Here is a 26,088-nt window from a genome sequence, read left to right as displayed (position 1 = left end):
AGCATCTTGACACAGGCGTTGACAGATGGGTTCATGGACCCTGTCATGACCGAGACCACCGACGCCGCCGTCGCTCCCTGGCACCCGTCCCAGCCGCACCACGCGCTGGCCGAGGACGTGCGCTGGTGGCTCGGTACGCCGGCCGCGTTCGCGCTCTTCGGCCGGCTCGCGCTCGACCAGGTCGCCTACCGCGAGGTCGCCGCCGCCGTCGACGCCTCGGGCCGGTTCGCCCAGAACTTCACCGACCGTGGCATCCGCAGCGGCCTGTGGGGTCCGCTGCTGCTCTTCGGCGACGACGCCGACCGCCGGGCCAGCGCGGAGCGGCTCAAGCGCCTGCACGGCGAGGTCCGCGGCACCGGCCGCGGGCACTTCGCCGGCGAGCGCTACAGCGCGCTCAACCCGGCGCTGTGGAAGTGGGTCGGCACGACCAGCCTGCTCGTGTTCCACACCGGCTACGTGACGACCTACGGGCGCACGCTCGACGCCGAGCAGCGCGAGGTCGTCTACGCCACGATCCTGCACCTGGTCGACTTCGACCTGCCCAGCGAGCAGGCCCGGATCCCCGCCACCGCCGTCGAGGCGGAGGCCTACTACGACGCGGTCGCGGCCACCGAGCTCGCCGACAACGAGTTCCTCCAGTGGGCCCACCGCCGGTTCGACGCGCTGCCGATGCCCACCCTGTTCGGGCCGCACTGGCTGCACCGGCTCATGACGCCGGCTTGGCGGCTGGCCACCCCGGTGCTCGGCCGGCCGGCCAAGGTCTGCGCCGAGGGCGCGGCGCACCCACGGATGCGCGAGCTCCTCGGCACGCCCGACACCCGCCGGCGCCGGGCCGAGCTGCGGCTCTACCTGGCGCTCGTCCGGCTCGCCCGTCGTACCCTGCCGCGCCGGCTGCTGCTCGACCCGCTCGCCTACAACCGCTACCGCTACGAGCGGCTGCGGGCGCTCTACGAGAAGCCGCAGCTCAGCTCGTTCGCCGCGCGCGGCTAGCGCGGGGTTAGTGCGCGGAGGACAAACCCGCCGCGGGCCTCTGTGTCCGGCGACAAGCCCCGCCGCACCGGCCACGACGAGACTCGGCGCATGCGCGATCTCCTCCAGCTGGTGCCGATCTACGCCTTCATGCTGATCCCCGTGTGGATCCCGCTCGCCGCGGTGACGATCGGCGCGCTGCTCGACGTGCTCAGGCCTGTCGGTCCTCGGGTCCCCGCGGCAGGAACTGCGCGGTGAAGGCCGGCCAGGCCTCGTCGATCAGCTCCTCCATGTCCAGGTAGGTGGCGCGCCGCACGTAGGGCTTGGCCAGCTCGGTGTCGAGCACCTTGAGCAGGAACCGCCGCAACTCGGCGTCCAGACCCGCGACCTTGCGCAGCATCGCGCCGCGCCGGGTGTCGGTCTTGAGCTCGAGCCCGATCTGGTCCTCGGTCGGCGTCTTGAGCTCGAGGCGGAGCCGGAGCGGCGCCTCGGTGTGCACGACGAGCACCAGCGGGACGACGACCTCGGCGTTGAACGTCAGCCGGTCCAGCGGCAGGTCGAGGTCGAAGACCACGCTGATCGGCAGGTCGATCGCATAGGTCAGCAGCTCACCGGGGACCAGCTGACCCGTCGTCGGCCGGTAGCGCCCGACGAAGCTCACGCTCGCGAACGCGCGTCCCGGTCCGGCCCCGATCGGCCCGAGGGCGATCTGCTCACCCAGGACCTGGTCGATGGTGTGCAGGATCCGGTCCTTGTGCAGCACCCGGTGGATCCAGCTCACGCCGAACTCCTCGTACGACGTCGCGACCGGCGCTTCCGGTGCCGCCGGTTCTCCCGGCGCCACGACCTCGGCGACTCCCTCCACGTCCTGTCCCTCCCTCGTACGGCGTTCTCCCGCCCCCTTCAACGTACGGTCCGTTCGGACGTCATGGCACAATCGGCACTCGTCGATCACCAGGAGCCCGCATGACCGAGCTGGCCGCGGTCCGCTACCCGACCCCGACCCTCGTCCGCACCGCCGATGTCTCCGCGAAGGCACTGCTGGTCCTGCTCCTGCTGCTCGCCGTGATCGACCCCGACAGCGGCAACCTGCGCGACAAGGCCGCCGAGGCGCGGGCGATCGGCTACCCGTTGGCGTCGTTCACCATCCCGGTGATCTGGCTGCTCGCGTGGAAGGAGCGGGCGTCGTTCCCCTGGCTGCCCGACCTGCTGGTCACCGTCACCTGCTTCACCGACATCCTCGGCAACCGGCTCGACCTCTACGACACGATCACCTGGTTCGACGACCTCATGCACTTCGCCAACACCGGGCTCATCGCCGCCGCGGTCATCCTCCTGACGCTGCACCACAGCGCCACCCGCACCCGCGTCGTCGAGCGCGCGCTGGCCGTCGGCGCGACCGCCGCGATCGCCTGGGAGATCGCCGAGTACTACGCCTTCATCAGCGGCCACTCCGAGCGGGCCTTCGCGTACGAGGACACGCTCAGCGACCTCGCACTCGGCGTCATCGGCTCGGTCACCGCCGCGCTGATCATCCACTTCGTCTGGCAGCGCGGCGGCCTCCGGTTCGTCGCGCCCCAGCTCGACGGCGCTGCCTCGCGCTGATCCCGGCTCGCTGTCGGAGCGATCGGCCATGATGGGCCCATGCCGAAGACTCCCCCCAGCAAGCCGGCCGCAACGGCCCACCCAGCCGACGCCCACGCGAACATCCGGGTGCAGGGCGCCCGCGAGAACAACCTCAAGGACGTCGACGTCGAGATCCCCAAGCGTCGGCTGAGCGTCTTCACCGGCGTCTCCGGCTCGGGCAAGAGCTCCCTCGTCTTCGGCACGATCGCCGCCGAGTCGCAGCGGATGATCAACGAGACCTACAGCACCTTCGTGCAGGGCTTCATGCCGACGCTGGCCCGCCCCGAGGTCGACGTCCTCGAAGGCATCACCACCGCGATCCTCGTCGACCAGGAGCGGATGGGCGCCAACGCCCGCTCCACCGTCGGCACCGCGACCGACGCCAACGCCATGCTGCGGGTGCTGTTCAGCCGAATCGGCGATCCGTTCATCGGGCCGCCGACGGCGTTCGCGTTCAACGTGCCCACCCGCAAGGCGGGCGGCGTGATGCAGACCGAGAAGGCCGGCGGCCGGGTCGAGAAGCGGGTGGTCAAGAACGAGGTCTACCTCGGCGGCATGTGCGCCCAGTGCGAGGGCCGGGGCACCGTCTCCGACCTCGACCTCACCCAGATCTTCGACGAGTCCAAGTCGCTGGTCGAGGGCGCCATCCTGGTGCCCGGCTACACCGCCGACGGCTGGATGGTGGCGGCATTCAAGGCCGTGCTGCCGCCGGACAAGCCGATCGCCAAGTACACCAAGGCCGAGCGCGAGGACTTCCTCCACGCCGAGCCGCGCAAGGTCAAGGTCGACAAGATCAACGTCACCTACGAGGGCCTGATCCCCAAGATCCGCAAGTCGATGTTCAGCAAGGACCCCGACTCGCTGCAGCCCCACCTCAAGGCCTTCGTCGAGCGGGCCGCCGTCTTCGGCACCTGCGCCGCCTGCGACGGCACCCGCCTCAACGAGGCCGCGCGCTCGTCCAGGATCCAGGGCAAGAGCATCGCCGACGTCTGCGCCATGCAGATCACCGACGCCGCCGCCTGGGTGCGCGAGATCGACGACGCCTCGGTCGCGCCGTTGGTGGGCAACCTGCTCCACCTGTTCGACTCGTTCGTCGAGATCGGCCTCGGCTACCTCTCGCTCGACCGCCCCGCCGGCACGCTGTCGGGCGGCGAGGCCCAGCGCACCAAGATGATCCGGCACCTCGGCTCGGCGCTCACCGACGTCACCTACGTCTTCGACGAGCCCACGATCGGCCTGCACCCGCACGACATCCAGCGGATGAACAACCTCCTGCTCGAGCTGCGCGACAAGGGCAACACCGTCCTCGTCGTCGAGCACAAGCCCGAGACGATCGCGATCGCCGACCACGTCGTCGACCTCGGCCCCGGCGCCGGCACCAACGGCGGCACGGTCTGCTTCGAGGGCGATATCGACGGCCTGCGTGCCTCCGACACCCTCACCGGCCGGCACCTGTCCTACCGCGCCACCCTCAAGGACGAGCTGCGCCAGGCGACCGGCGCCATCGAGGTCCGCGGCGCCTCCTCGCACAACCTGCGCGACGTCGACGTCGACGTACCGCTGGGGGTGCTGTGCGTCGTCACCGGCGTCGCCGGCTCCGGCAAGAGCTCGCTCATCCACGGCTCGATCGCCGGGCGCGACGACGTCGTGGTCATCGACCAGGGCGCGATCAAGGGCTCGCGGCGGAGCAACCCGGCGACGTACACGGGGCTGCTGGAGCCGATCCGCAAGGCCTTCGCCAAGGCCAACGGCGTCAAGCCCGCGCTGTTCAGCGCCAACTCCGAGGGCGCCTGCGCGAGCTGCAACGGCAACGGGATGATCTACACCGAGCTCGGCTTCATGGAGACCGTCGCGACGCTGTGCGACGAGTGCGGCGGCAAGCGCTTCCAGGCCTCGGTGCTCGAGCTGACCTTCGGCGGCCTCAACATCGCCGAGGTGCTCGACCTCCCGGTCGCCGAGGCGCACGCCTTCTTCGCGACCGGTGACGCCAAGACCCCCACCGCTGCGGCGATCCTGCAGCGCATGGAGGACGTCGGCCTCGGCTACCTCAAGCTCGGCCAGCCCCTCAACACCCTCTCCGGCGGCGAGCGCCAGCGGCTCAAGCTCGCCATGCGGATGGGTGACAAGGGCGGCGTCTACGTCCTCGACGAACCGACCACCGGTCTCCACCTCGCCGACGTCGACAACCTCCTGCGCCTGCTCGACCGCCTCGTCGACGCCGGCAAGTCGGTCATCGTCATCGAGCACCACCAGGCCGTGATGGCCCACGCCGACTGGATCATCGACCTCGGCCCCGGCGCCGGGCACGACGGCGGCACCGTGGTCTTCGAGGGGACGCCGGCCGACCTGGTCGCGGCGCGCGCGACCGTGACGGGCGAGCACCTGGCGGACTACGTGGGCAGCTGAGCCCGGGTCAGTCCCGCCCCTGCCACGTGGCGACGTCGACCTCGTTGCCCTCGGGATCCGCGAGCGTCCACCACATCGGGGCGAACTCGTCGCGCACCACCCGGCCGCCCGCGGCCACGGCCGCGGCGACCCGGGCCTCGGCGACGTCGTGCGGGACGCCGAGGTCGATGTGGATCCGGTTGCGGCCCTCGCGCGGGGCGTCCATCTGCTGCACGTAGACGGGCGGGTAGAGGCCGATCGGGTCGGCGATGTCGGTGTCGCCGACCAGGTCGTAGCCGAGGACCGCCGCCCAGAAGCGGCGTACGGCGTCGACGTCGACGGCGTCCAGGGCGAACTCCCAGGTGCGGATCGCGGCCGGGTCGCCGGCCACGCCGAGCTCGCGGGCGGCGGCGGAGATGGCGCGGGCGAGGTCGAGGTCGGCGGTGGTCAGCGACATCGTGTCGTGGGTGGAGAGCCGGACCTCGAGGACGCCGTAGCGGAAGTTGAGGTCGGGGTGGTGGTTCGCCTCCTCGGCGAGCCGGCCGATCTCGTTGACGAGGGCGAGGCCGGTCGCGAAGGTCTTCGTCCGGAAGAGCGCGAACGCCTGCCACCACAGCACCCGCCAGTCGTCGACGCCCTCGGCGGCGCTGAAGTCGGCGGCGGTGATCTTCTCGTAGGTGCGGGCCATGGTCCGACGCTAGGACGGTACGCCGACATCCGCCAGGTCGCGGACGGCTCAGCCGGCGTGCACGTGGGGGCGGCGGCGCGGGTCCGGCTCGGCCCGGCGGATCACCTCGCGGGTCAGGGGGGCCACCTCGCCGGCGCCGAAGAGCAGGAAGCGCACCATCTGGGCGACCGGGCTGCCCTCGGTCCACTCGAAGTACATGTGGGGGCGCACCGACGTACGGTCGCGCAGGTCGAGCAGGACGGCGGCGAGCGCGTTGGGGATGGTGGCCGCGTGCACGGTGAGCACGCGGTACTCCTTGTGCGCGACCGAGCCGCTCACGACGACCCGGCTCTCGAAGTCCGAGTAGTCCTCGACGACGACCTCGACGAAGAGCAGGTCGCCGGGGTCCGGGATGCCGTGCGCCTCGACGATCTTGCGGACCTTGGCGCGGTAGGCGCCGACGTCGTGGTGCTCGGGGTCGTGCGCCACCAGCCGGAGCGTACGACGGGCGCAGTCGCGGATGAACGCCTCGGCCTTGGCGTCGTACTCGATGTCCGTGGTGCGCAGCTCCAGGGAGCGGCGGGTGCGCGAGAGCAGCGAGACCGCGACGATCGCGGCGATGAAGCAGGCGCCGATCTTGACGCCGTCCGGTCGCTCCCAGATGTTGTCGAGGGTGGTGTAGACGAAGACCACCGAGATCACGGTGAACGCGATCGTCCAGCCCCGTTGCCGGGCCTTGCGGGCCGCGAGGGCGACGGCGACGCTCGCGGAGGTCATCAGCACCAGGACGCCGGTCGCGTAGGCGCCACCCTGGGCGTTGACGTCGGCGTCGAAGATCCAGGTGATGAGGAAGGCCGTGCCGGTCAGCACGCAGACCAGCGGCCGGATCGCGCCGGCCCACTCCGGCGCCATGCCGTAGCGGGGCAGGTAGCGCGGGATCAGGTTGAGCATGCCGGCCATCGCCGAGGCACCGGCGAACCACAGGATCAGGATCGTCGAGACGTCGTACGCCGTGCCGAAGACGTCCCCGAGGTAGCGGTGCGCCAGGAAGGCCAGCGCCCGGCCGTTGGCCTGGCCGCCCTCCTCGAACTCGGCCGGCGGGATGAGCAGCGTGGTGACCAGGCTGGAGCAGATGAGGAAGGTGCTCATCATGACCGCGGCGGTCGTCAGCAGGCGCTTGGTGTTGCGGATCCGTACGGCGGGCCGCACCGGGTCGTCGTCGGGTGCGCCCTGCACGTGGGGCATCACGGCGACGCCGGTCTCGAAGCCGGACATGCCGAGCGCCAGCTTGGGGAACAGCGTCAGCGACACCGCGATCATCAGCGCGATGTTTCCGTGCTCGACGGTGAGGGCCCGGGTCCAGTCCGTGACGACGTGACCGTTCTCGAGCACGTGCGCGGCGCTGACCGCGATCACCACCACGTTGAGCGTCAGGTAGACGCTGACCAGCGCGACCGCGACACCGATCGCCTCCTTGAAGCCCTTGAGGAAGACGCCGCCCAGCAGCGCGATCAGGCCGAGGGTGATCCAGAGCTCCTGGCCGTGCAGGAAGGCCGGCACGTGCGGGTTCTCGACGACGTGGGCGCTCGCGTCGGCCGCGGAGAGCGTGATGGTGATGATGAAGTCGGTGAGCGCGAAGCCGAGCAGCGCGAGCACGAACACCTTGCCGCGCCAGCGCGGCAGCAGCCGCTCCAGCATGGCGATCGAGCCCTGGCCGTGCGGGCTCTCCTGGGCGACCCGGCGATAGACCGGCAGCGCGCCGAAGAGCGTGAGCAGCACGAGGACCACCGTGGCCAGCGGGCTGAGCAGCCCGGCGGCGAGGAACGCGATGCCCGGCTGGTAGCCCAGCGTGGAGAAGTAGTCGACGCCGGTCAGGCACATCACCCGCCACCAGGGGCGGCCGTGGGTGTCGCCGGCGGCGTCCTCCGGGTCGCCGAGCGCGCGCTCGGAGGCCGATGGTGCGGTGGAGGTGCTCACACCTCCCATGCAACCGCGCTCCGGGCCGCATCGGCGGGGCCTAACGGATCCCTAACACCCGCGCGCGAGTGGTGTGCGCGACAAGAGTGCGACAAGACGCCGTCAGGATCCTGTCAGCGCCGCCCCGGGCGCCGCGGACCGCGTTTCACTGGAAGGGTGAGCACCACGGCACCCGCCTCCGCCCGGCTCTCGGGCCGGGCCGAGGTGCGTCTCGGGCTCGGCGGCGCCTGCCAGGCGGTCGGGGCGGCCGTGTGCGTCGCCGTCCCCCTCGCCGGCTGGTACGGCGTCGCCGCGCTCCTCGCGCTCACCACGGCCTGGTGCGTCGTGCTCCCCCGCCGGCTCGCGCTCGTCCTGGCCCTGGCCGGGTTGGCCTGGGCGACGGGGTTCGCGGTCAACACCCTGGGTGAGCTGACGTTCGCGCCGGCGGACCTGGCGCGGCTCGCGGCGTACCTCGCGATCGGGGCGTGGGCGGCACGCGCACAATGAGCACCGTGGGAGGCAACCTGAGCCGACGGCGCCGCGCCGCCGGGTACGCCGTGGCGGTGGCGGCGCCGCCCGTGCTGCTGCCCGTGCTCGTGCCCCTGCGCGACCGGCTCAACCTGGCCAGCGACGTGGTGCTGTTCCTCGTCGTGGTGGTGATGGCGGCCCTCGTCGGCGGCGTCGGCCCCGCGCTCGTGGCGGCCGTGCTGGGCGCGGGGCTGCTGGTCTTCTGGTTCACCGTGCCCTACCACACGTTCGAGGTCGGCCACGTCGACAACGTCGTCGCCCTGGTGGCGTTCGCGGTGGTCGCCATCGTGGTCGGCTCGGTCGTCGACGTCTCCGCCCGCCGGGCCGAGGACGCCGCCGCGGCGGCCGAGATCGAGGCCGCCGACCGGATGCGCGCGGCCCTGCTCACCGCGGTCGGGCACGACCTGCGCACCCCGCTGGCCGCGGCCAAGGCATCGGTCTCCGGTCTGCGCAGCCGGGACGTCACGCTCTCCCCCGACGACCGCGACGAGCTGCTCGCCACCGCGGACGACGCCCTCGACCGGCTCACCGGACTGGTCGAGAGCCTGCTCGACCTCAGCCGGCTCCAGGCCGGCGCGCTGCCGGTGCGGATCCGCGCGACCGCCCTCGACGAGGTGCTCGCCCGGGCGCTGGACGACCTGGGGGTCGCGCCGCGCGCGGTGGTGCTCGACGTACCGGACGACCTGCCGGCGGTGCGCACCGATCCGGCCCTCCTGGAGCGGGTCCTGGCCAACCTCGTCGCCAACGCCCAGCGGTTCGCGCCCGCGGACCGGCCGCCGCTGGTCCGCGCGCAGGTCGCCGCCGACCGGCCCGGCACGGTCGAGGTGCACGTCGTCGACCACGGGCCCGGCGTACCGGCGGCGGACCAGGAGCGGATCTTCCTGCCGTTCCAGCGCCTCGGGGACGCCGACAACACGACCGGCATCGGGCTGGGCCTGGCCCTGGCCCGCGGGCTCACCGAGGCCGTGCACGGCGAGCTCGTCCCCCGGCCGACGCCCGGCGGCGGGCTCACCATGGTCGTCACGCTGCCGCTGGAGGAGGGCGCGTGAGCCGGGTCCTCGTGGTCGACGACGAGCCCCAGATCCTGCGCGCGCTCGGCATCCACCTGCGGGCCCGCGGCTGGGAGGTGGTGACCGCCGGCGACGGCACCGAGGCCCTCGCCCTGGCCGACGCGACCCGCCCCGACGTCGTCGTCCTCGACCTCGGGCTGCCCGACATGGACGGGGTCGACGTCATCGCCCGCCTGCGCCGCGGCTCCAGCGTCCCGGTCCTGGTGCTCTCCGGACGCAGCGACAGCGTCGACAAGGTGGACGCCCTCGACGCCGGCGCCGACGACTACGTCACCAAGCCGTTCGGCATGGACGAGCTGCTCGCCCGGCTGCGAGCGCTGGTCCGGCGCGGCCCCGCCACCGACGAGCCGGGCCCCGTCCGCTTCGGTACGACGGAGGTCGACCTGCTCGCCAAGCGGGTCTCCGTCGCCGGCGCCGACGTCCGCCTCACGCCGACCGAATGGCACCTCCTGGAGGTGCTGCTGCGCAACCCGGGCCGGCTGATGAGCCAGCAGCAGCTCCTCACCGAGGTGTGGGGACCGGGCTACGAGAACGCCCACGGCAACCTGCGGCTCTACATGGCCCAGCTGCGCCGCAAGCTCGAGCCGGACCCGGCCCGGCCGGTGCACTTCCGCAACGAGCCGGGGATGGGCTATCGCTTCGAGCCCTGAGCGGGCCTGCGAGGATGCGCTCGTGGGCACCGTCTTCGACTGCGAGATCCAGGCGCGGCTGCGCGACGTCAACCTCGGCGGTCACGTCGACAACGTCGAGGCGCTGCGCGTGCTCGACGAGGCGCGCCTGATGTTCTTCCGCTACGCGCCGCTGCCCGGCTCGGACCGCCCGGGGCTGCTGCGCGAGATGCCGGCGCACGTCACCGAGCTCGTCGGCTCGCAGCGCGTCGACTACCACACGGAGATGAGGTTCGCGCCGTTCCAGCCGTTCCTGGTGCGGATCTGGGTGAGCCACGTCGGGCGGTCGTCGGCGGCCGTCTCCTACGAGCTGCGCGTGGCGCCGGACCACGCTCCGGCGCTCGTCGCGGAGAGCTCGGTCGTCTTCTGGGACACCACGGCGGGCTCGTCGTGGGCGATCTCGGACGAGGTCCGCGCCACCCTGACGTCGTACGCCGGGGAGCCGGTGGCGCTCAGGGAGCGACCGGGTCGCTGACCTCGTCGGCAGGGGCCGGGGCCGACACGACCAGCCAGGCCACGGCGATGAGGGCCAGGCCCGCCACGAGGGCGACGATGCCGGACACGGCGGTCCAGAAGGCCACGATGTCGAGCCCGTAGTCCGCGTGCTCGAGCCCGCCGACGACACCGGCAACCACGGCGAGGGCGACGGCCGCGGGCAGGACCGTCGCCGGGAGCCGGCGCGGCCGGCGCGGCCCGGGCGGGAAGCGGCGCAGGTGCAGCAGCATCGCCACACCGACGACGAGCAGGCCGATCGCGGTCGAGCCGTACTGCGCCCAGGCGTCGCCGCGCAGCGGGCCGTGCACCTCGTGCAGCCACGCGACGTGCCGCACGCCCCAGCGTCCGGAGTGGGTGAACAGGTCCCACACGACGTGGGTCGCCGAGCCGACCACCGCGGCCAGCGGCGCGAGGAGCCAGGCGCGGGCCCCGATCCGCGCCCGCCCCGGCAGGCGGTCCCGCACGAGCGACGGCGCGGTGTCGACGAGCGCGTCGCGTCCGACGAGGTCCCAGAGCGCCAGCAGCGCGAGCGTCACCACCACGTCCAGCGTGAAGATCCCGACGAGGCTGTGGCTCAGCGCGTAGCCCTCGTGCCAACGCGCGAACACCGGCAGGTCGGGCGCCATCGAGCCGATCACCAGCCCGGCGAGGGGCAGGCCGAGGCCGCGGAGCGGGAGCACCACAGCCGGATGAGCGAGGGTCAACGGCACCTCGTGAGGTTAGCCGCTACCCCCTAGGCGCGAGGTCGAGCGCGGCGTCGACGACCTGGCCGAGCTCGAGACCCGCCTCGCGTCGTACGGCGACACGGAGGGGGACGAGGTAGCGCCCGTCCTTGGGGAACAGCGCGGTGCGGAAGCCGGTCTCGCCGACCTGGACGTCGACGGCGACCTGGCCCCAGTACTCCTGGCCGCGGGCTGCCTCCTTGATGTCCTCGCTCAGCTCGTCGGGCACCTCGAGGAAGAAGTAGGGCGCCGGGCCGCGCCACTCGACGACCGGACCCGAGAAGGTGAACTCCACGGGTCCGATCGTGCCACGCCGGCTCAGGGCACGAGGACGGTGCGCAACCCGGTCCCGGCCCGGAGGTCGTCGAAGGCGAGGGCCGCCTCGGCGAGCGGCCGCGTGGTGCCGATCAGGTCGTCGAGCGGGAGCCGACCGGCGAGGTAGAGCCGGGCCAGCATGGGGATGTCGATCTCACCGACGCTGGAGCCGTAGTTGCAGCCGAGGATCCGCTTGCCCTGGTCGGCCAGCTCGAAGAGGTTGAACGACCCGCTCGCGTCGAGCGCGGCCATCCCGACGAGCACCGCGGCGCCGCCCGAGGTGAGCATGCCGGGCAGCGTCTCGATGACGCGCGGGCTGCCGATCGCCTCGAAGGCGTAGTCCACGCCGCCGAGCTCCTCCTGGCACCAGGCCGCGACGTCGACCTCGCGGCCGTCGAGCGTGTGGGTGGCCCCGAAGGCGCGCGCCGCGGCGAGTCGCTGGGCGGACAGGTCGACCGCGACGATCGGGTCGGCGCCGGCGAGCCGCAGGCCCATGACGACCGACAGGCCGACGCCGCCGGTACCGATGACGACCGCCGACTCACCGGGCCGGACGCCGGCCGTGTGGGTGACCGCGCCGACGCCCGTGGTGACCGAGCAGCCGAGCAGCGCGCCGACGGCGAAGGGCAGCTCCTCGGGCACCTTGACCGCCGCCGACTCCGGTACGACGACCCGGTCGGTGAACGCGCCGAGGCCGAGGTAGGGCCAGCGCTCGTCGCCGTCCGGGCTCGTGAAGGGGGTGGAGCCGTCGGGCAGCGTGTTCTCGACGGCCTTGGTCCCCGTGCAGAGCCAGGCCTGGCCGGCCGCGCAGCGCCGGCAGCGGCGGCACGGCGCGAACCACGACAGCACGACGTGGTCGCCGGGCCGGACGGAGGTGACGCCCTCGCCCACGGCTCGGACGACGCCGGCCGCCTCGTGACCGAGCACCAGCGGCCGGTCCGCCGGCCAGTCGCCGGACACGACGTGCAGGTCCGAGTGGCACACGCCGGCGGCGCGGACGTCGATCTCGACCTCGCCGGCCCGCGGGGCGCGGAGCTCGACCTCGCTCAGGCCGAGCCCGGTCTCCGGGTCGAGGACGACGGCAGGGGCACGGTGGGCGCTCATCGGATGGGGGCCTTGTCAGCAGCGGGGGCGGGGACGGGGGCGAGCTTGGTGTGGGGGCGGGCGAGCAGCACGTAGGCGAGGCCGATCAGGAAGAGCGCGGAGAACACGAGGATCACCGCCCAGACCTGGACCCAGCTGCCGCCGACGGGCGCGAGCTCGGTGCGCGGCCAGGCGATGTTGATCGCCTCGAAGAGCAGCCACACGACAGCGAGCACGTTGACGACCAGGCCGAGACGGCCGAGGCGGACCTGGCCCGCGCCGGGGTTCCAGCGGCCGGTGAGCCGGGCGACGAGCGCGGTCAGCGCGACGGCCAGGAAGACGAAGTAGAAGCCGCCCGAGCCGAACGAGATGAGCGTGGCGGCCGCATTGCCGTTGAGGCCGAGCAGCAGGCCCAGCGCGGCGAGGACGGCGGTCACGATCAGCGAGACGTAGGGGATCTGCCGGTGCCCGACGGTCGCGAGGACCGGCGAGAACGGGAGCTGGCGGTCGCGCGCGAAGGCGAAGACCGCACGGCCGATGTAGGTCTGGATCGAGATCGCGCAGGCGAAGAAGGCGATGAGCACGACGACGATGAACGGCTTCTCGGCCCACGTGCCGATGCCGTCGGTGACCGCGGCGAACACCGGGTCGGCGATCGCGCCGCTCACCGCGTCCTCCGGGTTGCTCAGCGCGAGGGTGACCGCGACGCCGGTGAGCAGCACGGTGAAGGCGACGAAGAGGTACGCGCGCAGCAGCGCCCGCGGGACGTTGCGGCGCGGGTTCTCGGTCTCCTCGGCGACCTGCGTGGTCGCGTCGAACCCGAGGAACGCCCAGCCGGCGACCGCGAGGCAGGCGAGGAAGCCGGCCGTGGCGGACCCGCCGACCGCGGCCTCGGCGCCGAGGGTGTCGAAGAGGATCCCGAAGCCGTTGTTGTGCACGAAGACGAGCAGCACCAGGCTGACCGCGATCGAGGCGACGCCCTCGGCGATGATCCCGGCGTTGAGGAAGTGCTTGACCGGCTCGACGCCGAGCAGGTTGATCGCCAGTGCGACGGCGACGAAGACGACGCCGAGGAGCACGTGACCGCGGGCCGAGAGCGGGCTGTCGGTGAAGAGCAGGTGGAGCCAGGTCGCGCCGAGGTAGGCGACCGTGGTCAGCGACGCGACGGCCGCGGAGAGGTAGATCCAGCCGACCAGCCAGCCGAGGCGGGACCGGCCAGGCGGCGTACCCACTGGTAGACGCCGCCGGTGACGGGGAACTGCGAGGCGAGCTCGGCGTAGACCACGGCGACGAGGAGCTGGCCGAGGAAGGCGACGACGGTCGCCCAGATCCAGACCGGGCCGGAGAAGGCGAAGCCGAGCTGGATGACGGCGTAGATGCCGACCACCGGCGAGATGGTGGCGAAGCCGATGGCGAAGACCGCCCAGGCCGACAGCGTCCGCCGGAGCTCCTGCTCGTAGCCGTAGTCCGCCAGCTCGCGGGCATCGGTGCGCGCGTCGTCCAACTTGCTCTCCTGACCGGGGGATCTCTTATTGGTCGCACGACCAATAAGTTGTTGGTCACGCATTCAATAACATGGCCCGCATGACGTCAAGAGGTGCCGCGGCCAAGCGCGTGCGCAAGGCCCCCGCCGAGCGCCGGCAGGAGATCGTCGCGACCGCGGCCCAGGTCGGTCTCACCGAGGGCCTGGAGTGCGTCACGCTGCGCCGGGTCGCCGACGAGCTGGGCGTCCAGCCGGGCCTGGTCGGGCACTACTTCCCCGCCGCCGACCACCTGGTCGCCGAGGCGTTCGCGCACGCGACGCTGGCCGAGCTCGACGGCCTGCTCCCCGAGCGCGACCTCGACGCCGGCGACGCCGACGCCGTGGCGATCTTCCGGTCGTTCTTCGGGCTGATCGCGAGCAGCGAGTTCGACAACGTGAGCCGGCTCTGGCTCAACGCCCGGCACCTCTCCCGCTACCGCCCGGTGCTGCACGAGCACGTCGTCGCCCAGGAGCTGCTGTGGTGCCGGCGCCTGGAGCAGGTGGTCGCGGCGGGCGTCGCCTCCGGGCGCTTCACCAGCACCGACGCCTGGGCCGCGGCGACCCGGATCCTGGTCGCGATCGACGGGACCAGCGCCTACGTCAACACCAGCGTCGAGCACCGGCGCGCGCCGATCGCCGACATGGTCCGCACGGTCGCCGAGGGCGAGCTGGGCCTGCCCGCCGGGGCGCTGGCCCCGGCCGACTGAGGCTCAGCGGCCTTACGGCTCAGCCGCGCAGCAGGGCCGCGATCGCGTCGTACCCGCGGCGCTCGGCGTGCTGCAGCGGCGTGACGCCGTCGCGGTCGGCGATCGACGGGTCGGCGCCCGCGGCGAGCAGGATCCGGACGATCTCCTGGTAGTCCTCGTTGCCGTTGCCGAGCACGATCGCCTCGAGCATCGCGGTCCAGCCGAGGTCGTTGACGTGGTCGAGGTCGACGTCGGTCTGCACGACCCGGCGGATGTAGTCGACGTGCCCGCGCTCGCCCGCCGGGATGGGCGAGAGGCCGCCGTACCGGTTGCGGACGGTGAGGTCCGGGTTCGCCGGCAGCAGCGCCTCGAGCATCCGCACGCTGCCGGTCACGCCGGTCACCAGCCACGGGGTGTCGTGCCGGTCGTCGAGCGCGTCGGGGCTCGCGCCCAGGGCGACGAGCACCTCGGCGACCGCGACCCGGTCGTACGTCGACGCGAGCAGCAGCGCCGTGCGCTCGTTGCCGTCGCGGGTCTCGATGTCGGCGCCGGCGCGCAGGGCGACGGCGACGCCGTCGGCGTCCCCGGCCCGGGCGGCGCGCAGAAGCGCGGCGTTCGCGGCCTCCTGGCCGGCTGGTAGGTCTGCGGTGGTCACGTGCTCCAGGATCCTCTCCAGTCCGTCGTACCCGCGCTCGCGGGCCATCTGCAGGGGCGTCAGCCCCGCGGAGGGCGACACCTCGTCGAGCGCGACCCCGCCGGCCGCGAGCACCCGCACCGTCGTCGCGTACGACGCGGTGTCCTCCCCCAGCCAGATCGCCTCGTGGATCGCCTGGTAGCCGATCCGGTTGACGTGGTCCCGGTCGATCCCGGCGCGCAGCAGCTCGCCCACGACCAGGCCGTGGCCGCGCTCGGCGGCGCGGATCAGGCCGGTGCCGTTCCAGCTGTCCTTGTCGTTCACCTTGGCGCCGTGGCGCAGGGTGAGCCGGAGCAGGTCGAGGTAGCCCTCGCTCGTCGCCACCAGGTACGCCGACTGCTCGGTGTCGTCCTTGGCGTTGACGTCCGCGCCCTGGCGGACCAGCCGGCGCGCCTGCGCCACGTCGTTCTTCCAGGCCGCGTCGCGCAGCCGCCGGTCGAGCACCGCCTGGTCCGGCACCGGCTCCGCCTCCGCGGTCACGGACGGCGTCCGCTCGACGGCGGCCGCGGTGTCGGGCGAGGCATCCGGCGTCCCGGCCGGATCGCCGCCCCCGCACGCGCTCACCAGGAGCGCGAGCGGGAGCACGGCGACGGCTGCGCGACGCCTGCTCATCGGGTCGGGTCCGTGATGACCTGGTACGGACCCGAGGCGACCGGCTCGTCGAACTTGCTGTCGACGTACAGGATCCGGCCCTGGAGCACCTTCGCGGTGGTCAGCACCCGGTCGGGCGAGGTGGCCTTCTGGCGCACCAGCGAGGCGACGCGGCCGTTGTCGCTGAGCTCGAGCTTGGCGATCATCTTGCTGAAGTTGCGCACCACGGTGAGCCGGTTGCCGCGCAGCACCAGGCCGTCGGCGTTGACCAGGTCGGCCGAGCCGGTCCGCACCAGCGTCGCGTTGCCGGTGCGGGCGTTGAAGCGCCACAGCTTGCCGGTGTTGCCCTGCGCGACCACGAAGGCGCGGCGGTTCTTGGTGAGCACGATGCCACCGAGGTTGAAGCCCGCCTCGCGGCTGATCTTGGCGCTGGCGTCGGACCACAGCTTGGCCTTCCAGCCACGCCGGCCCTCGGCCACGCGGAAGATCTGCGCGTCGTTCGAGTTCGTGAAGTACGCCGCCCCGTCGGGGCCGATCGCGACGTCGTTGAGGAAGACGTCCGTGCCCGGCGCCCGCAGCGCCGCGAGCAGCTTGCCCTTCTTGTCGTACACCCACAGGTCCGGACGCCCGGTGCCGATGCCGTTGGGACCGCCGGCGACGTACACACGGCCCTTCGCGTCGACGGTGATGCCTCGCGCCGTGAACCGGCCGTCGGTGCCGTCGCCCTTGAGCCACTCGCGGGTCTGCGCCGTGCCCACGACACCGCGGTGGATCTCACCACCCGTGACCTCGCTGACGTAGAAGCGGCCGCGCCGCTCGTCGGCGCCGATGCCCTCGAACTTCGAGCCGGCCGGGTTGGCCTCGCTCACCGCGTCGCCGGTGAGCAGGTACGTCGCCGGGCGGGCCGGGCCGGGCCGGTGGTCGGCCTGGGCGAGCGCCGGAGCGGCGAAGGTGCCGACCGCCGTGGCGGCGAGCAGGGTGCTGGTGATCAGGTGGGTTCGCTTCATGTCCTCAACTCTGCGGGCCGGGACGGGGGCCGGACGTCGGGCAGCCGGCTAGCCCTCGATAGCCAATCGGTTGATGCCTCCGCCCACCCTCCCTCCCTAGGGTGGGCGCACCATGACCTTGCCGTCCCTGCCCCTCTCCGTCCGGCGTCCCGCCGGGGTGCACGGCATCCTCGCGCCCGCCGCCCGGCTCGACCGGTGGCTGCTGGCGGTGCTCGTGGTGCTGCTGATCACCTCCGCCACCCGGTACGTCGAGCGGCACGGCTTCCACGCGACCGGAGCCGCCGTGCTCGCGGGTGCTCTCGTGCTCGGTCTCGCCTATGCCACGCGCGGGATGCTGGCCGGTCGCGCCTGGTGGCCGACCGTGTGGGTGAGCGGGATGGTCGTGCTGTGGGGGGCGTTGACGGCCGTCGCGCCGTCGTTCGCGTGGTGCGCGGTGCCGGTGGCGTTCGCGGTGCTGCGGGTGCTGCCGTTCCCGTGGGCGGTGGGGATCGTCGTGCTGATGACGGTGCTGCTGACCGCCGCGTGGCAGCGGATCACCGACGGCTTCGACCCGGTCCAGGTGGCCGGGCCGATCGGGGTCGGGCTGGTCACCGTGCTCGCCTACCGGGCGCTCGACCTGGAGTCGCGGGCCCGGCAGGACCTGCTCGACCAGCTGGTCGAGGCGCAGGCCGAGCTGGCCGAGGAGCAGCACCGCACCGGCGCGCTGGCCGAGCGGACCCGGCTCTCGCGCGAGATCCACGACTCGGTCGGGCAGGGGCTGTCCAGCATCAACCTGCTGCTGCAGGCCGCCGAGCAGGCGTGGGACGCCCAGCCGGCGACCGCGCGCGAGCACGTCCGGACCGCGGCCGCGACCGCGCGCGACGGCCTCGACGAGGTACGACGGGTCGTGCGCGACCTCGCCCCCGCCGACCTCGCGACCTCCGCGGCGGCCCTGCCGGACGCGCTGCGCGCCGCGGCGGAGCAGGCCGACCCGGGCGGCGTACCGGTCGAGGTGCGGGTCGACGGCGCGCCCGTCGTGGTCCGGGCCGAGGTGGCGGCGGCGATCGTCCGCACCGCCCGCGGGGCGCTGGCCAACGCGCGCGAGCACGCCGGTGCGGGCCGGGTCGCGCTCACGCTGACCTACCTCCTCGACGAGGTGGTGCTCGACGTGCGCGACGACGGTCGGGGCTTCGATCCCGCGCAGGTACGGGCGATCGGCACGCGCGGCCGGGGACTGGCCGGCATCCGCGAGCGCGCCGAGGCGCTCGGTGGGCAGGCCGACATCGAGAGCGCGCCGGGCGAGGGGACGACCGTGTCGGTCCGCTTCCCCCTGCCGCGGCCGGAGGAGGAGAAGAAGCGATGATCCGGATCGTGCTGGTCGACGACCACCCCGTCGTCCGGGCGGGGCTGCGGGCGCTGGTCGACGGCCAGGAGGACCTGTCCGTCGTCGCCGAGGCCGACGGCCTGGAGCGGGCGCTGGCCGTGGTCACGGCCGAGCGGCCGGACGTCGTCCTGATGGACCTGAGCCTGGGAGCCGGCGAGGCCGGTGGTGCCGAGGTGACCGCCGCGGTACGGGCGCTGCCCGACCCGCCGGAGGTGCTGGTGCTGACGACCTACGACACCGAGTCCGACATCCTGCGGGCGCTCGAGGCGGGCGCCCGGGGCTACCTGCTCAAGGACGCGCCGCCGGACGAGCTGTTCGCCGGCATCCGCGCCACGGCCCGGGGCGAGACGGTGCTCGCGCCGTCGGTCGCCGCGACGCTCGTGCGCCGTACGACGCCGGGGGCGACGGCCATCACCGAGCGCGAGGTCGAGGTGCTCGAGCTCCTCTCGCGCGGACTGGGCAACAAGGAGATGGCACGCGAGCTGTTCGTCTCCGAGGCGACGGTGAAGTCCCACCTGTCGCACATCTACACCAAGCTCGGGGTCGATACCCGGGCCGGCGCCGTCGCGGCCGCGATCGAGCGCCGCATCATCCGAGCCTGATCACCGAAGCCTGATCACCGAAGCCTGAGGAGGCACCCGTCATGGCCGTGTCCGCGGAGGACCTGCGACACCTGGAGCGTTGCGTCGAGCTGGCCGAGGCCGCCGTCGCGATGGGCGACGAGCCGTTCGGCTCGGTGCTCGTCGCGCCCGACGGCAGCGTGCTGATGGAGGACCACAACCGGGTCAGCGGCGGCGACGGCACCCGCCACCCCGAGCTGGCGATCGCGCTGTGGGCCGCGGCGAACGTCGCCCCGGACGAGCGCGCCGCGCTCACCGTCTACACCTCCGGCGAGCACTGCGCGATGTGCTCGGCCGCCCACGCCTGGGCCGGGCTGGGCCGGATCGTGTTCGCGACGTCGACCCCCCAGCTCGTCCAGTGGTACGCCGACCTCGGGCTCCCCGCCTCACCCGTGACCGCGCTGCGGATCACCGAGGTCGCGCCCGGGCTCCCGGTCGACGGACCGGTCGACACCTTCGCCGAGCGGGTGCGCGCGCTGCACGAGCGGCACCATCTCGCGTAAGCAACGGGAGGGCGCGGCGTCTCTTCCTCGTGAACGTCCTGACTGCCGCACCGTGCCCGACCGCCCTGCCCAACGCCGGCGGGCCGTCGATGATCCTGGTCGTGGTCGGCGTCATCGCCGTGGTGACGGGCGTCGTCCTGCTCGCCCGGGGCCGCCGTGGCGGCATGACCGCGGCGCTGGTGCTCGCGGCCCTGTGCCTGGGCGGGCTCGGGTTCGCCGTGTCGTCGGCGCCCTCGGCCGACGCGGCGGGCGGCACCTGCGGAGCGTCCGGACCGCCCAGCGTGGCGGGCACCGCCGACAGCTCGGACCCCACGCCCACGGCCGGTCCGACGGATCCCACCACCGCCCCGACCGCCACGGCCACCGCGACGGCCACGGCGACCGCCACCCCCACGGACCCCACGTCCACGCCGACCGACCCCACGACGTCCGCCCCGGCCGGCGCCTGCACCGCGGTCAACGACAAGAGCCCGACCGCCGACACCGACGGTGACGGGGTGGCCGACGCCTGCGACGTCGACACGGACAACGACGGCATCCCCGACACGGTCGAGGACACCAGCAACAACGGCAAGTTCGAGGACGACGACATCGACGGCGACCTCCTCATCACGCCCGTGCTCGGTGACGGCGTGCCGTCGTACCGCGACCTCGACTCCGAGAACGACGGCATCCTCGACCTGTTCGAGTCCGGCATCCCGCGGGCGCAGATCGACCAGCTCGACACCGACGGCGACGGCATCATCGACGCCGGCAACAGCTTCGGCGCCAACGGCCTGGCCGACGCCCTGGAGACCTCGCCCGAGTCCGGCGTGCTCGCCTACACGATCCGCAACACCGACGGGGACAGCACGCCGGACTTCGTGGACCTCACCAGCGCCGGCGGTACCGAGCTGGACCTCTACGCCATCGGCCGCTCCGACCTCGACCAGCTCGGCGGGGGCTTCATCAGCGTCGGCTCCGACCCGGACGCCGACGGCATCCAGCCCGGCGCCGACACCGCCATGACCGTCCGCGGGGCCCCCGGCTCGCCGCTGTCGCCCTACGGCAGCTGAGCCACGCCCTAGGCCAGGTCGGCCAGCGGCACCGACGGGTCCCGGACCGCGGCGCTCGCCGGCCCGCCGACGACGGCGCGCAGCGGATCGATCGCGTCCCAGTCGTTGAGGTGCAGGCCGGCCAGGACCCGGTCGCCGCGCAGCCACAGCACGCTGGCCTGGCGGGCGGCGAGGTCACCGCGCACGACGAGCTCGTCGTAGCCCGGGGCGTCGACGTGGCCGACGTACTCCATGCCGAGGTCGTACTGGTCGGTGAAGAAGTACGGCAGCCGCGTGTAGGGCGCGTCGTCGCCCAGCAGCACCCGCGCGGCGTGCTTGCCGTGCTGGATGGCGGTGTCCCAGTGCTCGACGCGGATCCGGGTGCCGAGCACGGGGTGGTCGTGGAGGGCGACGTCGCCGATCGCGAGGACGTCGGGGTCGTCGGTGCGCAGCCGGGCGTCGACCAGGACGCCGTGGTCGGTGGCCAGTCCCGCGCTCGCGGCCAGGCCGTCGCCGGGCGTGACGCCGATCGCGACCAGCAGCAGGTCCGCGACGACCGGCTCGGCGCCGGCCACGTGGACGACGGCCCGCCCGCCGTCGTGCTCGATCGCGGTCACCTCGGCGCCCAGGCGCAGGTCGACGCCGTGCTCGCGGTGCAGGTCGGCGAAGACGGTCGCCAGCTCGTCGCCGAGCACCCGCTGCAGCGGCAGCGCCGCGGACTCGATGACGGTCACCTCGGCGCCCGCCTGCCGGGCCGCGGAGGCCACCTCGAGGCCGATCCAGCCGGCGCCGATGACGGCGACCCGGCCGGACAGCCGGTCGCGGAGCCGCAGCGCGTCGTCGAGCGTGCGCAGGTAGTGCACCGGGGCACCCGACGCGTCGGCCATCGCCAGGCGGCGCGGGGTGGCGCCGGTGGCCAGCACCAGCCGGTCGTAGGCCAGCTCGGAGCCCCCGAGGCGCACCCGCCGGCGCTCGCGGTCGATCGCGGTCGCGGTGGTCCCGACGCGCAGGTCGACCCCGTGCTCGTCGTACCAGTCGCGGGGGTGGACGAACACCGAGTCCGGCTCGGCCGAGCCGAGCAGCAGACCCTTGGACAGCGGTGGCCTCTCGTACGGCGCGTGCGGCTCCTCACCCACCACCACGAGATCGCCCTCGTAGCCCTGGGCACGGAGCTCGGTCACGACATGGGCGGCGGCCAGGCCGGCGCCGATCACGGTCACGTTCATCGTCGTCCTCTCGTCAGGTCGGGCCGAACACGCAGAACTCGTTGCCCGCCGGGTCGGCCAGGACCGTCCACCGGGCGTCCTCCTCGGGCGGGCGCAGCACCTGGGCGCCGTGCTCGACCACCGCGTCGACGTCCGGGGCGGTGAGGTCGAGGTGAACCCGGTTCTTGACCGTCTTGGGCTCCGGCACCGGGACGAACACCAGGTCCGCGAACGGCGCCCCCGGCACCTGCTCCACCCAGGACCAGCGGCCCTGCTCGTCGTCGCGGTGCACCCCGCCGAGCAGCTCGGCCCACCACGCCGCCAGCACCGCCGGATCGGCGCAGTCGACGACCACCTCGAGCAGCCGCTCGCCCGGCCCCGGTGGGTCGGCGCGCTCGAAGACGCACAGCTCGCCGCCCTCGGGATCGCGCAGCACCTTCCACGGGAAGGTGTCGAGGTCGATCGGCGTCGCCCCCAGCGCGAGGACGTCCTCGACGTCGTGGGCGTGGACGTCGAGGTGCACGCGCTGCTTGACCAGCACCGGCTCCGGGACGGTGTTGACCCAGATCGTGTGCCGCGGCGTCGGCCCGGTCAGCCGGACGTCGCCGTCGTCGAGCGGCTCCACCGCGAGCCCCAGCGCCGCACCCCAGAACGTCCCGAGGAGCGCCGCATCGGTCGCGTCGAGGCACAGGTCCTGGTACGTCGCGAGGGCCATGGCCCCCACGCTACGACGCGGGACCAGGCGGGAGCGAGGGTTGTGTCGGACCCTTGAGCAGACTGTTCCCATGACCGCCGACGACGACCGCGACATCCCCACCGAGCTCACCGACACCGAGGTGGTCTCCGAGCGCTGGGACGGTGCGGACCTCTCCGGGCGCACCTTCCGCCAGGTGACCTTCCTCGACGTCGACCTGACCGAGACCGTCGCCACCGGCGCGACCTTCGAGCAGTGCACCTTCCGCGACTGCGACCTCAACGTCAGCCGGTTCACCGACTCCGCGTTCGTCAACTGCACGTTCGTGCGCTCCTCGCTCTTCGGAGCGCGCCTGCACGGCTGCAAGCTCGTCGGCACCCAGTTCGAGCGCTGCCGGTTCGGCGCCTTCGAGGCGGTCGGCGGCAGCTGGCGGTTCGTCCGGCTGCCCGCGGCCGACCTCCGCAAGACCACGTTCCGCCGGGTCGACCTGCGCGAGGCCGACCTGTCCGGTGCGCGCTTCAACGGGGCGACCCTGCACCACCTCGACCTGCTGGGCGCCGAGCTGCACCAGACCGACTTCACCGGGGCCGACCTGCGCGGCTCCGAGCTGTCCACCTTCGACCTGACCACGACGATCGTCCGCAACGCCGTCGTCGACCTCGACCAGGCCGTCGCCCTGGTCCGCACGCTGGGGATCGACGTCCGGGAGGAGGTGCCCTTGGATCTCGAGCTCTGAGCCCAGGCCCGCTCAGTCGAGGCCGGTGACCGCGCGGGCGGCGCGGTGCAGCTCACGTCGTACGGTCGCGTGGGGGACGCCCTGCCCGACCAGCTCGGCCGACGAGCGGATCAGCCCGGCGACCAGCAGCGCCCGTACCCTCCTGGTCGCGGGGTCCGCGCCGCCGGCCTGCAGGACGTCGTCGAGCGTCGCGTACAGCTCGCGGTGCCGCTGCCCGAAGTGGGCGAGCACCTCGGGCGCGAGCTCCGGCGCGGCCGCGCTGGCGTCGACCAGGGCGATGTGCGCCTCGTCGGTGACGAAGTCGAGCTGGACGTCGAGCCACGCCTCCAGCGCGGCGACGGTCGGTCCCTGCTCGGCGACGACCGCCCGGGAGCGCTCGAGGAGCGGGTCCATCTCCAGGTCGAACCAGCGCTGGAGGATGTGCCCCTTCGTCGGGAAGTACCGGTAGAGCGACGTCCGGCTCAGCCCCACCGCGCCCGCGATGTCCCCGAGGGACACCGCCGCGACCCCGCGCTCGGCGAACAGCCGCCGGGCGGCGTCGACCACGGCCGCCTCCTGCGCGACCACGTGCTCGGCGATGTTCGCTCCGGTGATCCGCGGCATCGGGTCGGCTCCTGGGGTCGGGCGGGCTAGGTCGTCGAGCGCTCCACGACGGCCCCGGCGGCCGTGCCGGCCACCTGGACCACGCCGCGCTGGAGGTGCAGGTGCCGGTCGGCACGCGCGGCCTGCTCGGGGTCGTGGGTGACGACCACCGTAGCCGCGCCCACGCGCCGCGCCTCGGCGACCAGCAGGTCGAGGACCGCATGGCCCCGCTCGGGGTCGAGCGAGGCGGTCGGCTCGTCGGCCAGGACGACGCTCGGCTCGTTCATCAGGGCCCGGGCGATCCCGACCCGCTGCCGCTCCCCGCCGGACAGCTCGGCCGGACGCGCGTCGAGCCGGTCCTCGAGCCCGACCCGGGTGAGCAGCTCGACCGCCCGGGCGCGCGCGACGCGGTCGAGGTTGCCCGCGATGTGGGCGACCACCTCGACCTGCTCGCGCGCGGTCAGCGCGGGCAGCAGGTTCGGCGACTGGTAGACGATGCCGATCTCGTCGCGCCGCAGCCGGACCCGGTCGCGGTCCCGCAGTGCCGTCGCGTCGGTCCCGGCGACGACGACCCGGCCCTCGTCCGGGGTCCGGAGCAGTCCGGCCACGGCGACGAGGGTCGACTTGCCCGAGCCGGACGCCCCGGTGACGGCGACGGTCTCCCCGGCGCCGACCTCGAGGTCGAGCCGGTCGAGGAGCACGCGGCGGGTGGTGCCGTCGGGGACGGCGACGGTGATGTTCTCGAGACGGATGGACACGGCGACTCTCCTGATCGTGGCTGCGGTGGGCGGTGACCGGCGGTGACCGGCGGCCGGCGGTGGCCGGCTAGTCGGCGCTGCGCAGCGCCATCGCGGGGTCGACGCCGACCACGCGGCGGATCCCGGCCAGGCAGCCGAGCAGGCCGGTGACGACAAGCAGGCCGAGGGCGGCGAGGGCCGGCCCGAGGGCGAGCCGGAACGGTACGGCGGTCCCGGCGACCAGCCCGCCCACGGCGAAGGCGACGAGCCCGCCGAGCACGGTCGCGCCGACGAGGACGACGCTGAGCTGGCCGAGGGCGTCGCGGGCGACGTACGCCCGGGAGGCGCCGAGTGCCTTGAGCACGGCGATCTGGCGGGCGCGCTGCATCGTCCAGACCACGAAGAAGGCGCCGACGATGAGCGCGGAGATCACCAGCAGGAACCAGCGGATCATCGCCATGGTCTGGGTCTCGCCCGCATAGCCGGGCGAGCCGGCGTACGCCTGCTCCTTGGTGACCGTCTCGGTGCCGGTGGCGGCGTCGATCCGGGTCGCGGCGGCGGCGATCGTGTCGGGATCGCCGCGGAGCGCGAGGGCGGAGTAGCGGCCGCGGGCGTTGTCGCCGTAGAGCAGCTCCTGCCAGGTGTCGAGGCCGGTGAACGCGATGTCGACGTGGCCGTAGGAGCCGGCGTAGGTGAAGCCCAGCACCGGCAGGCGCACGTCGGCGCCGACCACGGTGAGCTCGTCACCGACGGCGATCCCCTGCTCCTCGAACTCGTGGCTCAGGACCAGCCCCGGCCGGCCCTCGAGCGCGGCCTCGGCGTCGTGCCGGGGCGCGAGGAACGACCCCGCCGGTACGCCGAGCAGCGCGATGTCGACCGTGCTGCCGGACGCGGTCCGGGCGTTGACGAAGGACACCCCGAGCGGGGAGACCTCGACCCCGTCGACGCCGGACCAGGCGGCGAGGTCCTCGTCGGTGAGCGTCGAGCGGCTGAACGTCTCGTCCGCGCCCGACTGGAACGCCAGGTGGGTCATCGGGAGCCGGCGCAGGCCGGAGATCCCGTCGTCGACCAGGCCGTTGGCCAGGCCCGAGAGCAGCGTGGTCAACAGGGCCACGAGCGCGATCACCGCGCCGACCAGCACGAACCGGCCGCGGGCGACCCGCAGCTCCCTCAGCGCGAGAAACACCCGGACCCCACCCTTGCTCCTGTTAGCGACACCATGTCGCCATCATAGCGACAGGGTGTCGTCAAACAAGGATCCGCGCGGGCCGGCCGCGCGACGCGCGGTCGCGACGGCACCCGGCGACTAGGGCGCGGGGACCCCCTGCTGGACCGCCGCGAGCACGGCGTCGAGCGTGGCCTTGAGCTCGGGGACCTGGTCGAGCAGCTCGAGCTTGTCGTTGAGGTCGCCGAGCAGGTTCTGGACCTGTCCGAGCACGTCGCGGGTCTCGACCAGGGTCTGGTCGACGTTGACCATGCGCTGGTCGACGTTCGAGAGCTTGTCGTCGACGCTGGTCAGGGTGCCGTCGACCGAGCCGAGCGTGCGGTCGACGTTGGTCAGCGCGGTCTCCGCGCTCTTGAGCACCTTGTCGGCGCGCTTGAGGATGTCGGCGACGGGGTTGAGGCCCAC

28 protein-coding genes and 1 pseudogene are annotated in these 26,088 nt (G+C 73.3%); 14 read left to right on the top strand and 15 right to left on the bottom strand.

Translation table 11 applies throughout. The annotated features are described in order from the left end of the window. The first annotated feature begins 45 nt into the window (after positions 1-45). Positions 46-990, top strand: a complete 945-nt coding sequence (locus M0M48_RS25555) for an oxygenase MpaB family protein (RefSeq protein WP_257753268.1) — start codon at positions 46-48, stop codon at positions 988-990. Positions 991-1,080: 90 nt separating this feature from the next. Continuing rightward, positions 1,081-1,227, top strand: a complete 147-nt coding sequence (locus M0M48_RS25550) for a hypothetical protein (RefSeq protein ID WP_215813992.1) — start codon at positions 1,081-1,083, stop codon at positions 1,225-1,227. Here M0M48_RS25550 and M0M48_RS25545 read toward each other — a convergent pair. Continuing rightward, positions 1,181-1,834 (bottom strand): hypothetical protein, encoded by a 654-nt coding sequence (locus tag M0M48_RS25545; RefSeq protein ID WP_257753267.1) that lies wholly within the window; start codon positions 1,832-1,834, stop codon positions 1,181-1,183. The genes M0M48_RS25550 and M0M48_RS25545 overlap by 47 nt on opposite strands. A 101-nt stretch (positions 1,835-1,935) precedes the next feature. On the opposite strand from M0M48_RS25545, the gene M0M48_RS25540 reads away from it, so the two are divergent. Beyond that, the gene (locus M0M48_RS25540; RefSeq protein ID WP_215813994.1) at positions 1,936-2,574 is read left to right on the top strand and encodes a hypothetical protein; all 639 of its coding nucleotides are present in this window, start codon (positions 1,936-1,938) and stop codon (positions 2,572-2,574) included. A 39-nt stretch (positions 2,575-2,613) separates the two neighbouring features. After that, positions 2,614-5,001: an ATP-binding cassette domain-containing protein gene (locus M0M48_RS25535; protein WP_215813995.1), complete on the top strand. Its 2,388-nt coding sequence runs from the start codon at positions 2,614-2,616 to the stop codon at positions 4,999-5,001. A gap of 7 nt (positions 5,002-5,008) precedes the next feature. Here the strand turns inward: M0M48_RS25535 and M0M48_RS25530 are convergent, their stop codons facing one another. Beyond that, positions 5,009-5,668 (bottom strand): VOC family protein, encoded by a 660-nt coding sequence (locus tag M0M48_RS25530; RefSeq protein WP_257753266.1) that lies wholly within the window; start codon positions 5,666-5,668, stop codon positions 5,009-5,011. 48 nt (positions 5,669-5,716) lie between these two features. Continuing rightward, positions 5,717-7,633, bottom strand: a complete 1,917-nt coding sequence (locus tag M0M48_RS25525) for an amino acid transporter (RefSeq protein WP_257753265.1) — start codon at positions 7,631-7,633, stop codon at positions 5,717-5,719. Positions 7,634-7,780: 147 nt separating this feature from the next. Between M0M48_RS25525 and M0M48_RS25520 the strand changes: the two genes are divergently transcribed. The 4 genes from M0M48_RS25520 to M0M48_RS25505 are packed head-to-tail and all read left to right on the top strand — an operon-like array spanning position 7,781 to position 10,344. Then, positions 7,781-8,110: a hypothetical protein gene (locus M0M48_RS25520; RefSeq protein ID WP_257753264.1), complete on the top strand. Its 330-nt coding sequence runs from the start codon at positions 7,781-7,783 to the stop codon at positions 8,108-8,110. 5 nt (positions 8,111-8,115) lie between these two features. After that, positions 8,116-9,180 (top strand): ATP-binding protein, encoded by a 1,065-nt coding sequence (locus tag M0M48_RS25515; RefSeq protein ID WP_257753263.1) that lies wholly within the window; start codon positions 8,116-8,118, stop codon positions 9,178-9,180. Further along, a complete protein-coding gene (locus M0M48_RS25510) occupies positions 9,177-9,851 on the top strand; it encodes a response regulator (protein ID WP_215814001.1) in 675 nt (224 codons plus the stop codon). The genes M0M48_RS25515 and M0M48_RS25510 overlap by 4 nt, the downstream gene beginning before the upstream one ends. 22 nt (positions 9,852-9,873) lie before the next feature. Then, complete coding sequence (locus M0M48_RS25505) at positions 9,874-10,344, top strand: acyl-CoA thioesterase (RefSeq protein ID WP_215814002.1); 471 nt, start codon at positions 9,874-9,876, stop codon at positions 10,342-10,344. Here M0M48_RS25505 and M0M48_RS25500 read toward each other — a convergent pair. The 4 genes and pseudogenes from M0M48_RS25500 to M0M48_RS25485 all read right to left on the bottom strand — a co-directional run bounded on the left by M0M48_RS25500 (position 10,322) and on the right by M0M48_RS25485 (position 14,051). After that, a complete protein-coding gene (locus M0M48_RS25500) occupies positions 10,322-11,074 on the bottom strand; it encodes a DUF4184 family protein (RefSeq protein ID WP_257753262.1) in 753 nt (250 codons plus the stop codon). The genes M0M48_RS25505 and M0M48_RS25500 overlap by 23 nt on opposite strands. Before the next feature lie 16 nt (positions 11,075-11,090). Further along, positions 11,091-11,381: a DUF1905 domain-containing protein gene (locus M0M48_RS25495; protein ID WP_257753261.1), complete on the bottom strand. Its 291-nt coding sequence runs from the start codon at positions 11,379-11,381 to the stop codon at positions 11,091-11,093. 23 nt (positions 11,382-11,404) lie between these two features. Then, on the bottom strand, positions 11,405-12,505 hold the full coding sequence (locus M0M48_RS25490; RefSeq protein WP_215814005.1) for an alcohol dehydrogenase catalytic domain-containing protein: 1,101 nt from the start codon (positions 12,503-12,505) through the stop codon (positions 11,405-11,407). Next, positions 12,502-14,051: pseudogene (locus M0M48_RS25485) on the bottom strand (APC family permease). Before M0M48_RS25485 ends, M0M48_RS25490 begins: the two are co-directional and overlap by 4 nt. A gap of 17 nt (positions 14,052-14,068) precedes the next feature. On the opposite strand from M0M48_RS25485, the gene M0M48_RS25475 reads away from it, so the two are divergent. After that, on the top strand, positions 14,069-14,713 hold the full coding sequence (locus M0M48_RS25475; RefSeq protein ID WP_257753258.1) for a TetR/AcrR family transcriptional regulator: 645 nt from the start codon (positions 14,069-14,071) through the stop codon (positions 14,711-14,713). Between the two features lie 19 nt (positions 14,714-14,732). Here the strand turns inward: M0M48_RS25475 and M0M48_RS25470 are convergent, their stop codons facing one another. Both M0M48_RS25470 and M0M48_RS25465 read right to left on the bottom strand, forming a co-directional pair. Further along, positions 14,733-15,998: an ankyrin repeat domain-containing protein gene (locus M0M48_RS25470; RefSeq protein ID WP_257753257.1), complete on the bottom strand. Its 1,266-nt coding sequence runs from the start codon at positions 15,996-15,998 to the stop codon at positions 14,733-14,735. Beyond that, complete coding sequence (locus M0M48_RS25465) at positions 15,995-16,984, bottom strand: SMP-30/gluconolactonase/LRE family protein (RefSeq protein WP_257753256.1); 990 nt, start codon at positions 16,982-16,984, stop codon at positions 15,995-15,997. The genes M0M48_RS25470 and M0M48_RS25465 overlap by 4 nt, the downstream gene beginning before the upstream one ends. 112 nt (positions 16,985-17,096) lie before the next feature. Between M0M48_RS25465 and M0M48_RS25460 the strand changes: the two genes are divergently transcribed. The 4 genes from M0M48_RS25460 to M0M48_RS25445 are packed head-to-tail and all read left to right on the top strand — an operon-like array spanning position 17,097 to position 20,525. Beyond that, the gene (locus M0M48_RS25460; RefSeq protein ID WP_257753255.1) at positions 17,097-18,326 is read left to right on the top strand and encodes a sensor histidine kinase; all 1,230 of its coding nucleotides are present in this window, start codon (positions 17,097-17,099) and stop codon (positions 18,324-18,326) included. Continuing rightward, the gene (locus M0M48_RS25455; protein ID WP_257753254.1) at positions 18,323-18,949 is read left to right on the top strand and encodes a response regulator; all 627 of its coding nucleotides are present in this window, start codon (positions 18,323-18,325) and stop codon (positions 18,947-18,949) included. Before M0M48_RS25460 ends, M0M48_RS25455 begins: the two co-directional genes overlap by 4 nt. A gap of 41 nt (positions 18,950-18,990) precedes the next feature. Next, positions 18,991-19,470 carry a nucleoside deaminase gene (locus tag M0M48_RS25450; protein WP_257753253.1) on the top strand — a complete coding sequence of 160 codons (480 nt, stop codon included), beginning with the start codon at positions 18,991-18,993 and terminating at the stop codon, positions 19,468-19,470. 29 nt (positions 19,471-19,499) lie between these two features. After that, on the top strand, positions 19,500-20,525 hold the full coding sequence (locus M0M48_RS25445; RefSeq protein WP_257753252.1) for a thrombospondin type 3 repeat-containing protein: 1,026 nt from the start codon (positions 19,500-19,502) through the stop codon (positions 20,523-20,525). Between the two features lie 8 nt (positions 20,526-20,533). Here the strand turns inward: M0M48_RS25445 and M0M48_RS25440 are convergent, their stop codons facing one another. Continuing rightward, the gene (locus M0M48_RS25440; protein ID WP_257753251.1) at positions 20,534-21,730 is read right to left on the bottom strand and encodes an NAD(P)/FAD-dependent oxidoreductase; all 1,197 of its coding nucleotides are present in this window, start codon (positions 21,728-21,730) and stop codon (positions 20,534-20,536) included. A gap of 13 nt (positions 21,731-21,743) precedes the next feature. Next, on the bottom strand, positions 21,744-22,424 hold the full coding sequence (locus M0M48_RS25435; protein ID WP_257753250.1) for a VOC family protein: 681 nt from the start codon (positions 22,422-22,424) through the stop codon (positions 21,744-21,746). A gap of 70 nt (positions 22,425-22,494) precedes the next feature. Here M0M48_RS25435 and M0M48_RS25430 point away from each other — a divergent pair, with 70 nt between their 5' ends. Beyond that, complete coding sequence (locus M0M48_RS25430; protein WP_257753249.1) at positions 22,495-23,139, top strand: pentapeptide repeat-containing protein; 645 nt, start codon at positions 22,495-22,497, stop codon at positions 23,137-23,139. 12 nt (positions 23,140-23,151) lie between these two features. On the opposite strand, the gene M0M48_RS25425 is transcribed toward M0M48_RS25430, so the two are convergent. The 4 genes from M0M48_RS25425 to M0M48_RS25410 form a co-directional block, all read right to left on the bottom strand. After that, positions 23,152-23,742: a TetR/AcrR family transcriptional regulator gene (locus M0M48_RS25425; protein WP_257753248.1), complete on the bottom strand. Its 591-nt coding sequence runs from the start codon at positions 23,740-23,742 to the stop codon at positions 23,152-23,154. 26 nt (positions 23,743-23,768) lie between these two features. Continuing rightward, the gene (locus tag M0M48_RS25420; protein WP_257753247.1) at positions 23,769-24,479 is read right to left on the bottom strand and encodes an ABC transporter ATP-binding protein; all 711 of its coding nucleotides are present in this window, start codon (positions 24,477-24,479) and stop codon (positions 23,769-23,771) included. A gap of 67 nt (positions 24,480-24,546) precedes the next feature. Next, positions 24,547-25,644, bottom strand: coding sequence for an ABC transporter permease (locus M0M48_RS25415; RefSeq protein WP_257753246.1), 1,098 nt, complete (start codon positions 25,642-25,644; stop codon positions 24,547-24,549). 120 nt (positions 25,645-25,764) lie between these two features. Further along, a complete protein-coding gene (locus M0M48_RS25410; RefSeq protein WP_215814020.1) occupies positions 25,765-26,088 on the bottom strand; it encodes a hypothetical protein in 324 nt (107 codons plus the stop codon).

The organism is Pimelobacter simplex (assembly GCF_024662235.1).
Taxonomy (GTDB): Bacteria; Actinomycetota; Actinomycetes; order Propionibacteriales; family Nocardioidaceae; genus Nocardioides.
This window is presented reverse-complemented; position numbering and strand designations above follow the sequence as displayed.

Bases quoted from the DNA above. Each gene is read 5' to 3' on its own strand.
- M0M48_RS25460 (WP_257753255.1), top strand. From the start codon at position 17,097: ATGACCTTGCCGTCCCTGCCCCTCTCCGTCCGGCGTCCCGCCGGGGTG.
- M0M48_RS25465 (WP_257753256.1), bottom strand. From the start codon at position 16,984: ATGAAGCGAACCCACCTGATCACCAGCACCCTGCTCGCCGCCACGGCG.
- M0M48_RS25470 (WP_257753257.1), bottom strand. From the start codon at position 15,998: ATGAGCAGGCGTCGCGCAGCCGTCGCCGTGCTCCCGCTCGCGCTCCTG.
- M0M48_RS25550 (WP_215813992.1), top strand. From the start codon at position 1,081: ATGCGCGATCTCCTCCAGCTGGTGCCGATCTACGCCTTCATGCTGATC.
- M0M48_RS25530 (WP_257753266.1), bottom strand. From the start codon at position 5,668: ATGGCCCGCACCTACGAGAAGATCACCGCCGCCGACTTCAGCGCCGCC.
- M0M48_RS25455 (WP_257753254.1), top strand. From the start codon at position 18,323: ATGATCCGGATCGTGCTGGTCGACGACCACCCCGTCGTCCGGGCGGGG.
- M0M48_RS25425 (WP_257753248.1), bottom strand. From the start codon at position 23,742: ATGCCGCGGATCACCGGAGCGAACATCGCCGAGCACGTGGTCGCGCAG.
- M0M48_RS25440 (WP_257753251.1), bottom strand. From the start codon at position 21,730: ATGAACGTGACCGTGATCGGCGCCGGCCTGGCCGCCGCCCATGTCGTG.
- M0M48_RS25475 (WP_257753258.1), top strand. From the start codon at position 14,069: ATGACGTCAAGAGGTGCCGCGGCCAAGCGCGTGCGCAAGGCCCCCGCC.
- M0M48_RS25535 (WP_215813995.1), top strand. From the start codon at position 2,614: ATGCCGAAGACTCCCCCCAGCAAGCCGGCCGCAACGGCCCACCCAGCC.
- M0M48_RS25490 (WP_215814005.1), bottom strand. From the start codon at position 12,505: ATGAGCGCCCACCGTGCCCCTGCCGTCGTCCTCGACCCGGAGACCGGG.
- M0M48_RS25450 (WP_257753253.1), top strand. From the start codon at position 18,991: ATGGCCGTGTCCGCGGAGGACCTGCGACACCTGGAGCGTTGCGTCGAG.
- M0M48_RS25435 (WP_257753250.1), bottom strand. From the start codon at position 22,424: ATGGCCCTCGCGACGTACCAGGACCTGTGCCTCGACGCGACCGATGCG.
- M0M48_RS25430 (WP_257753249.1), top strand. From the start codon at position 22,495: ATGACCGCCGACGACGACCGCGACATCCCCACCGAGCTCACCGACACC.
- M0M48_RS25555 (WP_257753268.1), top strand. From the start codon at position 46: ATGACCGAGACCACCGACGCCGCCGTCGCTCCCTGGCACCCGTCCCAG.
- M0M48_RS25525 (WP_257753265.1), bottom strand. From the start codon at position 7,633: ATGGGAGGTGTGAGCACCTCCACCGCACCATCGGCCTCCGAGCGCGCG.
- M0M48_RS25540 (WP_215813994.1), top strand. From the start codon at position 1,936: ATGACCGAGCTGGCCGCGGTCCGCTACCCGACCCCGACCCTCGTCCGC.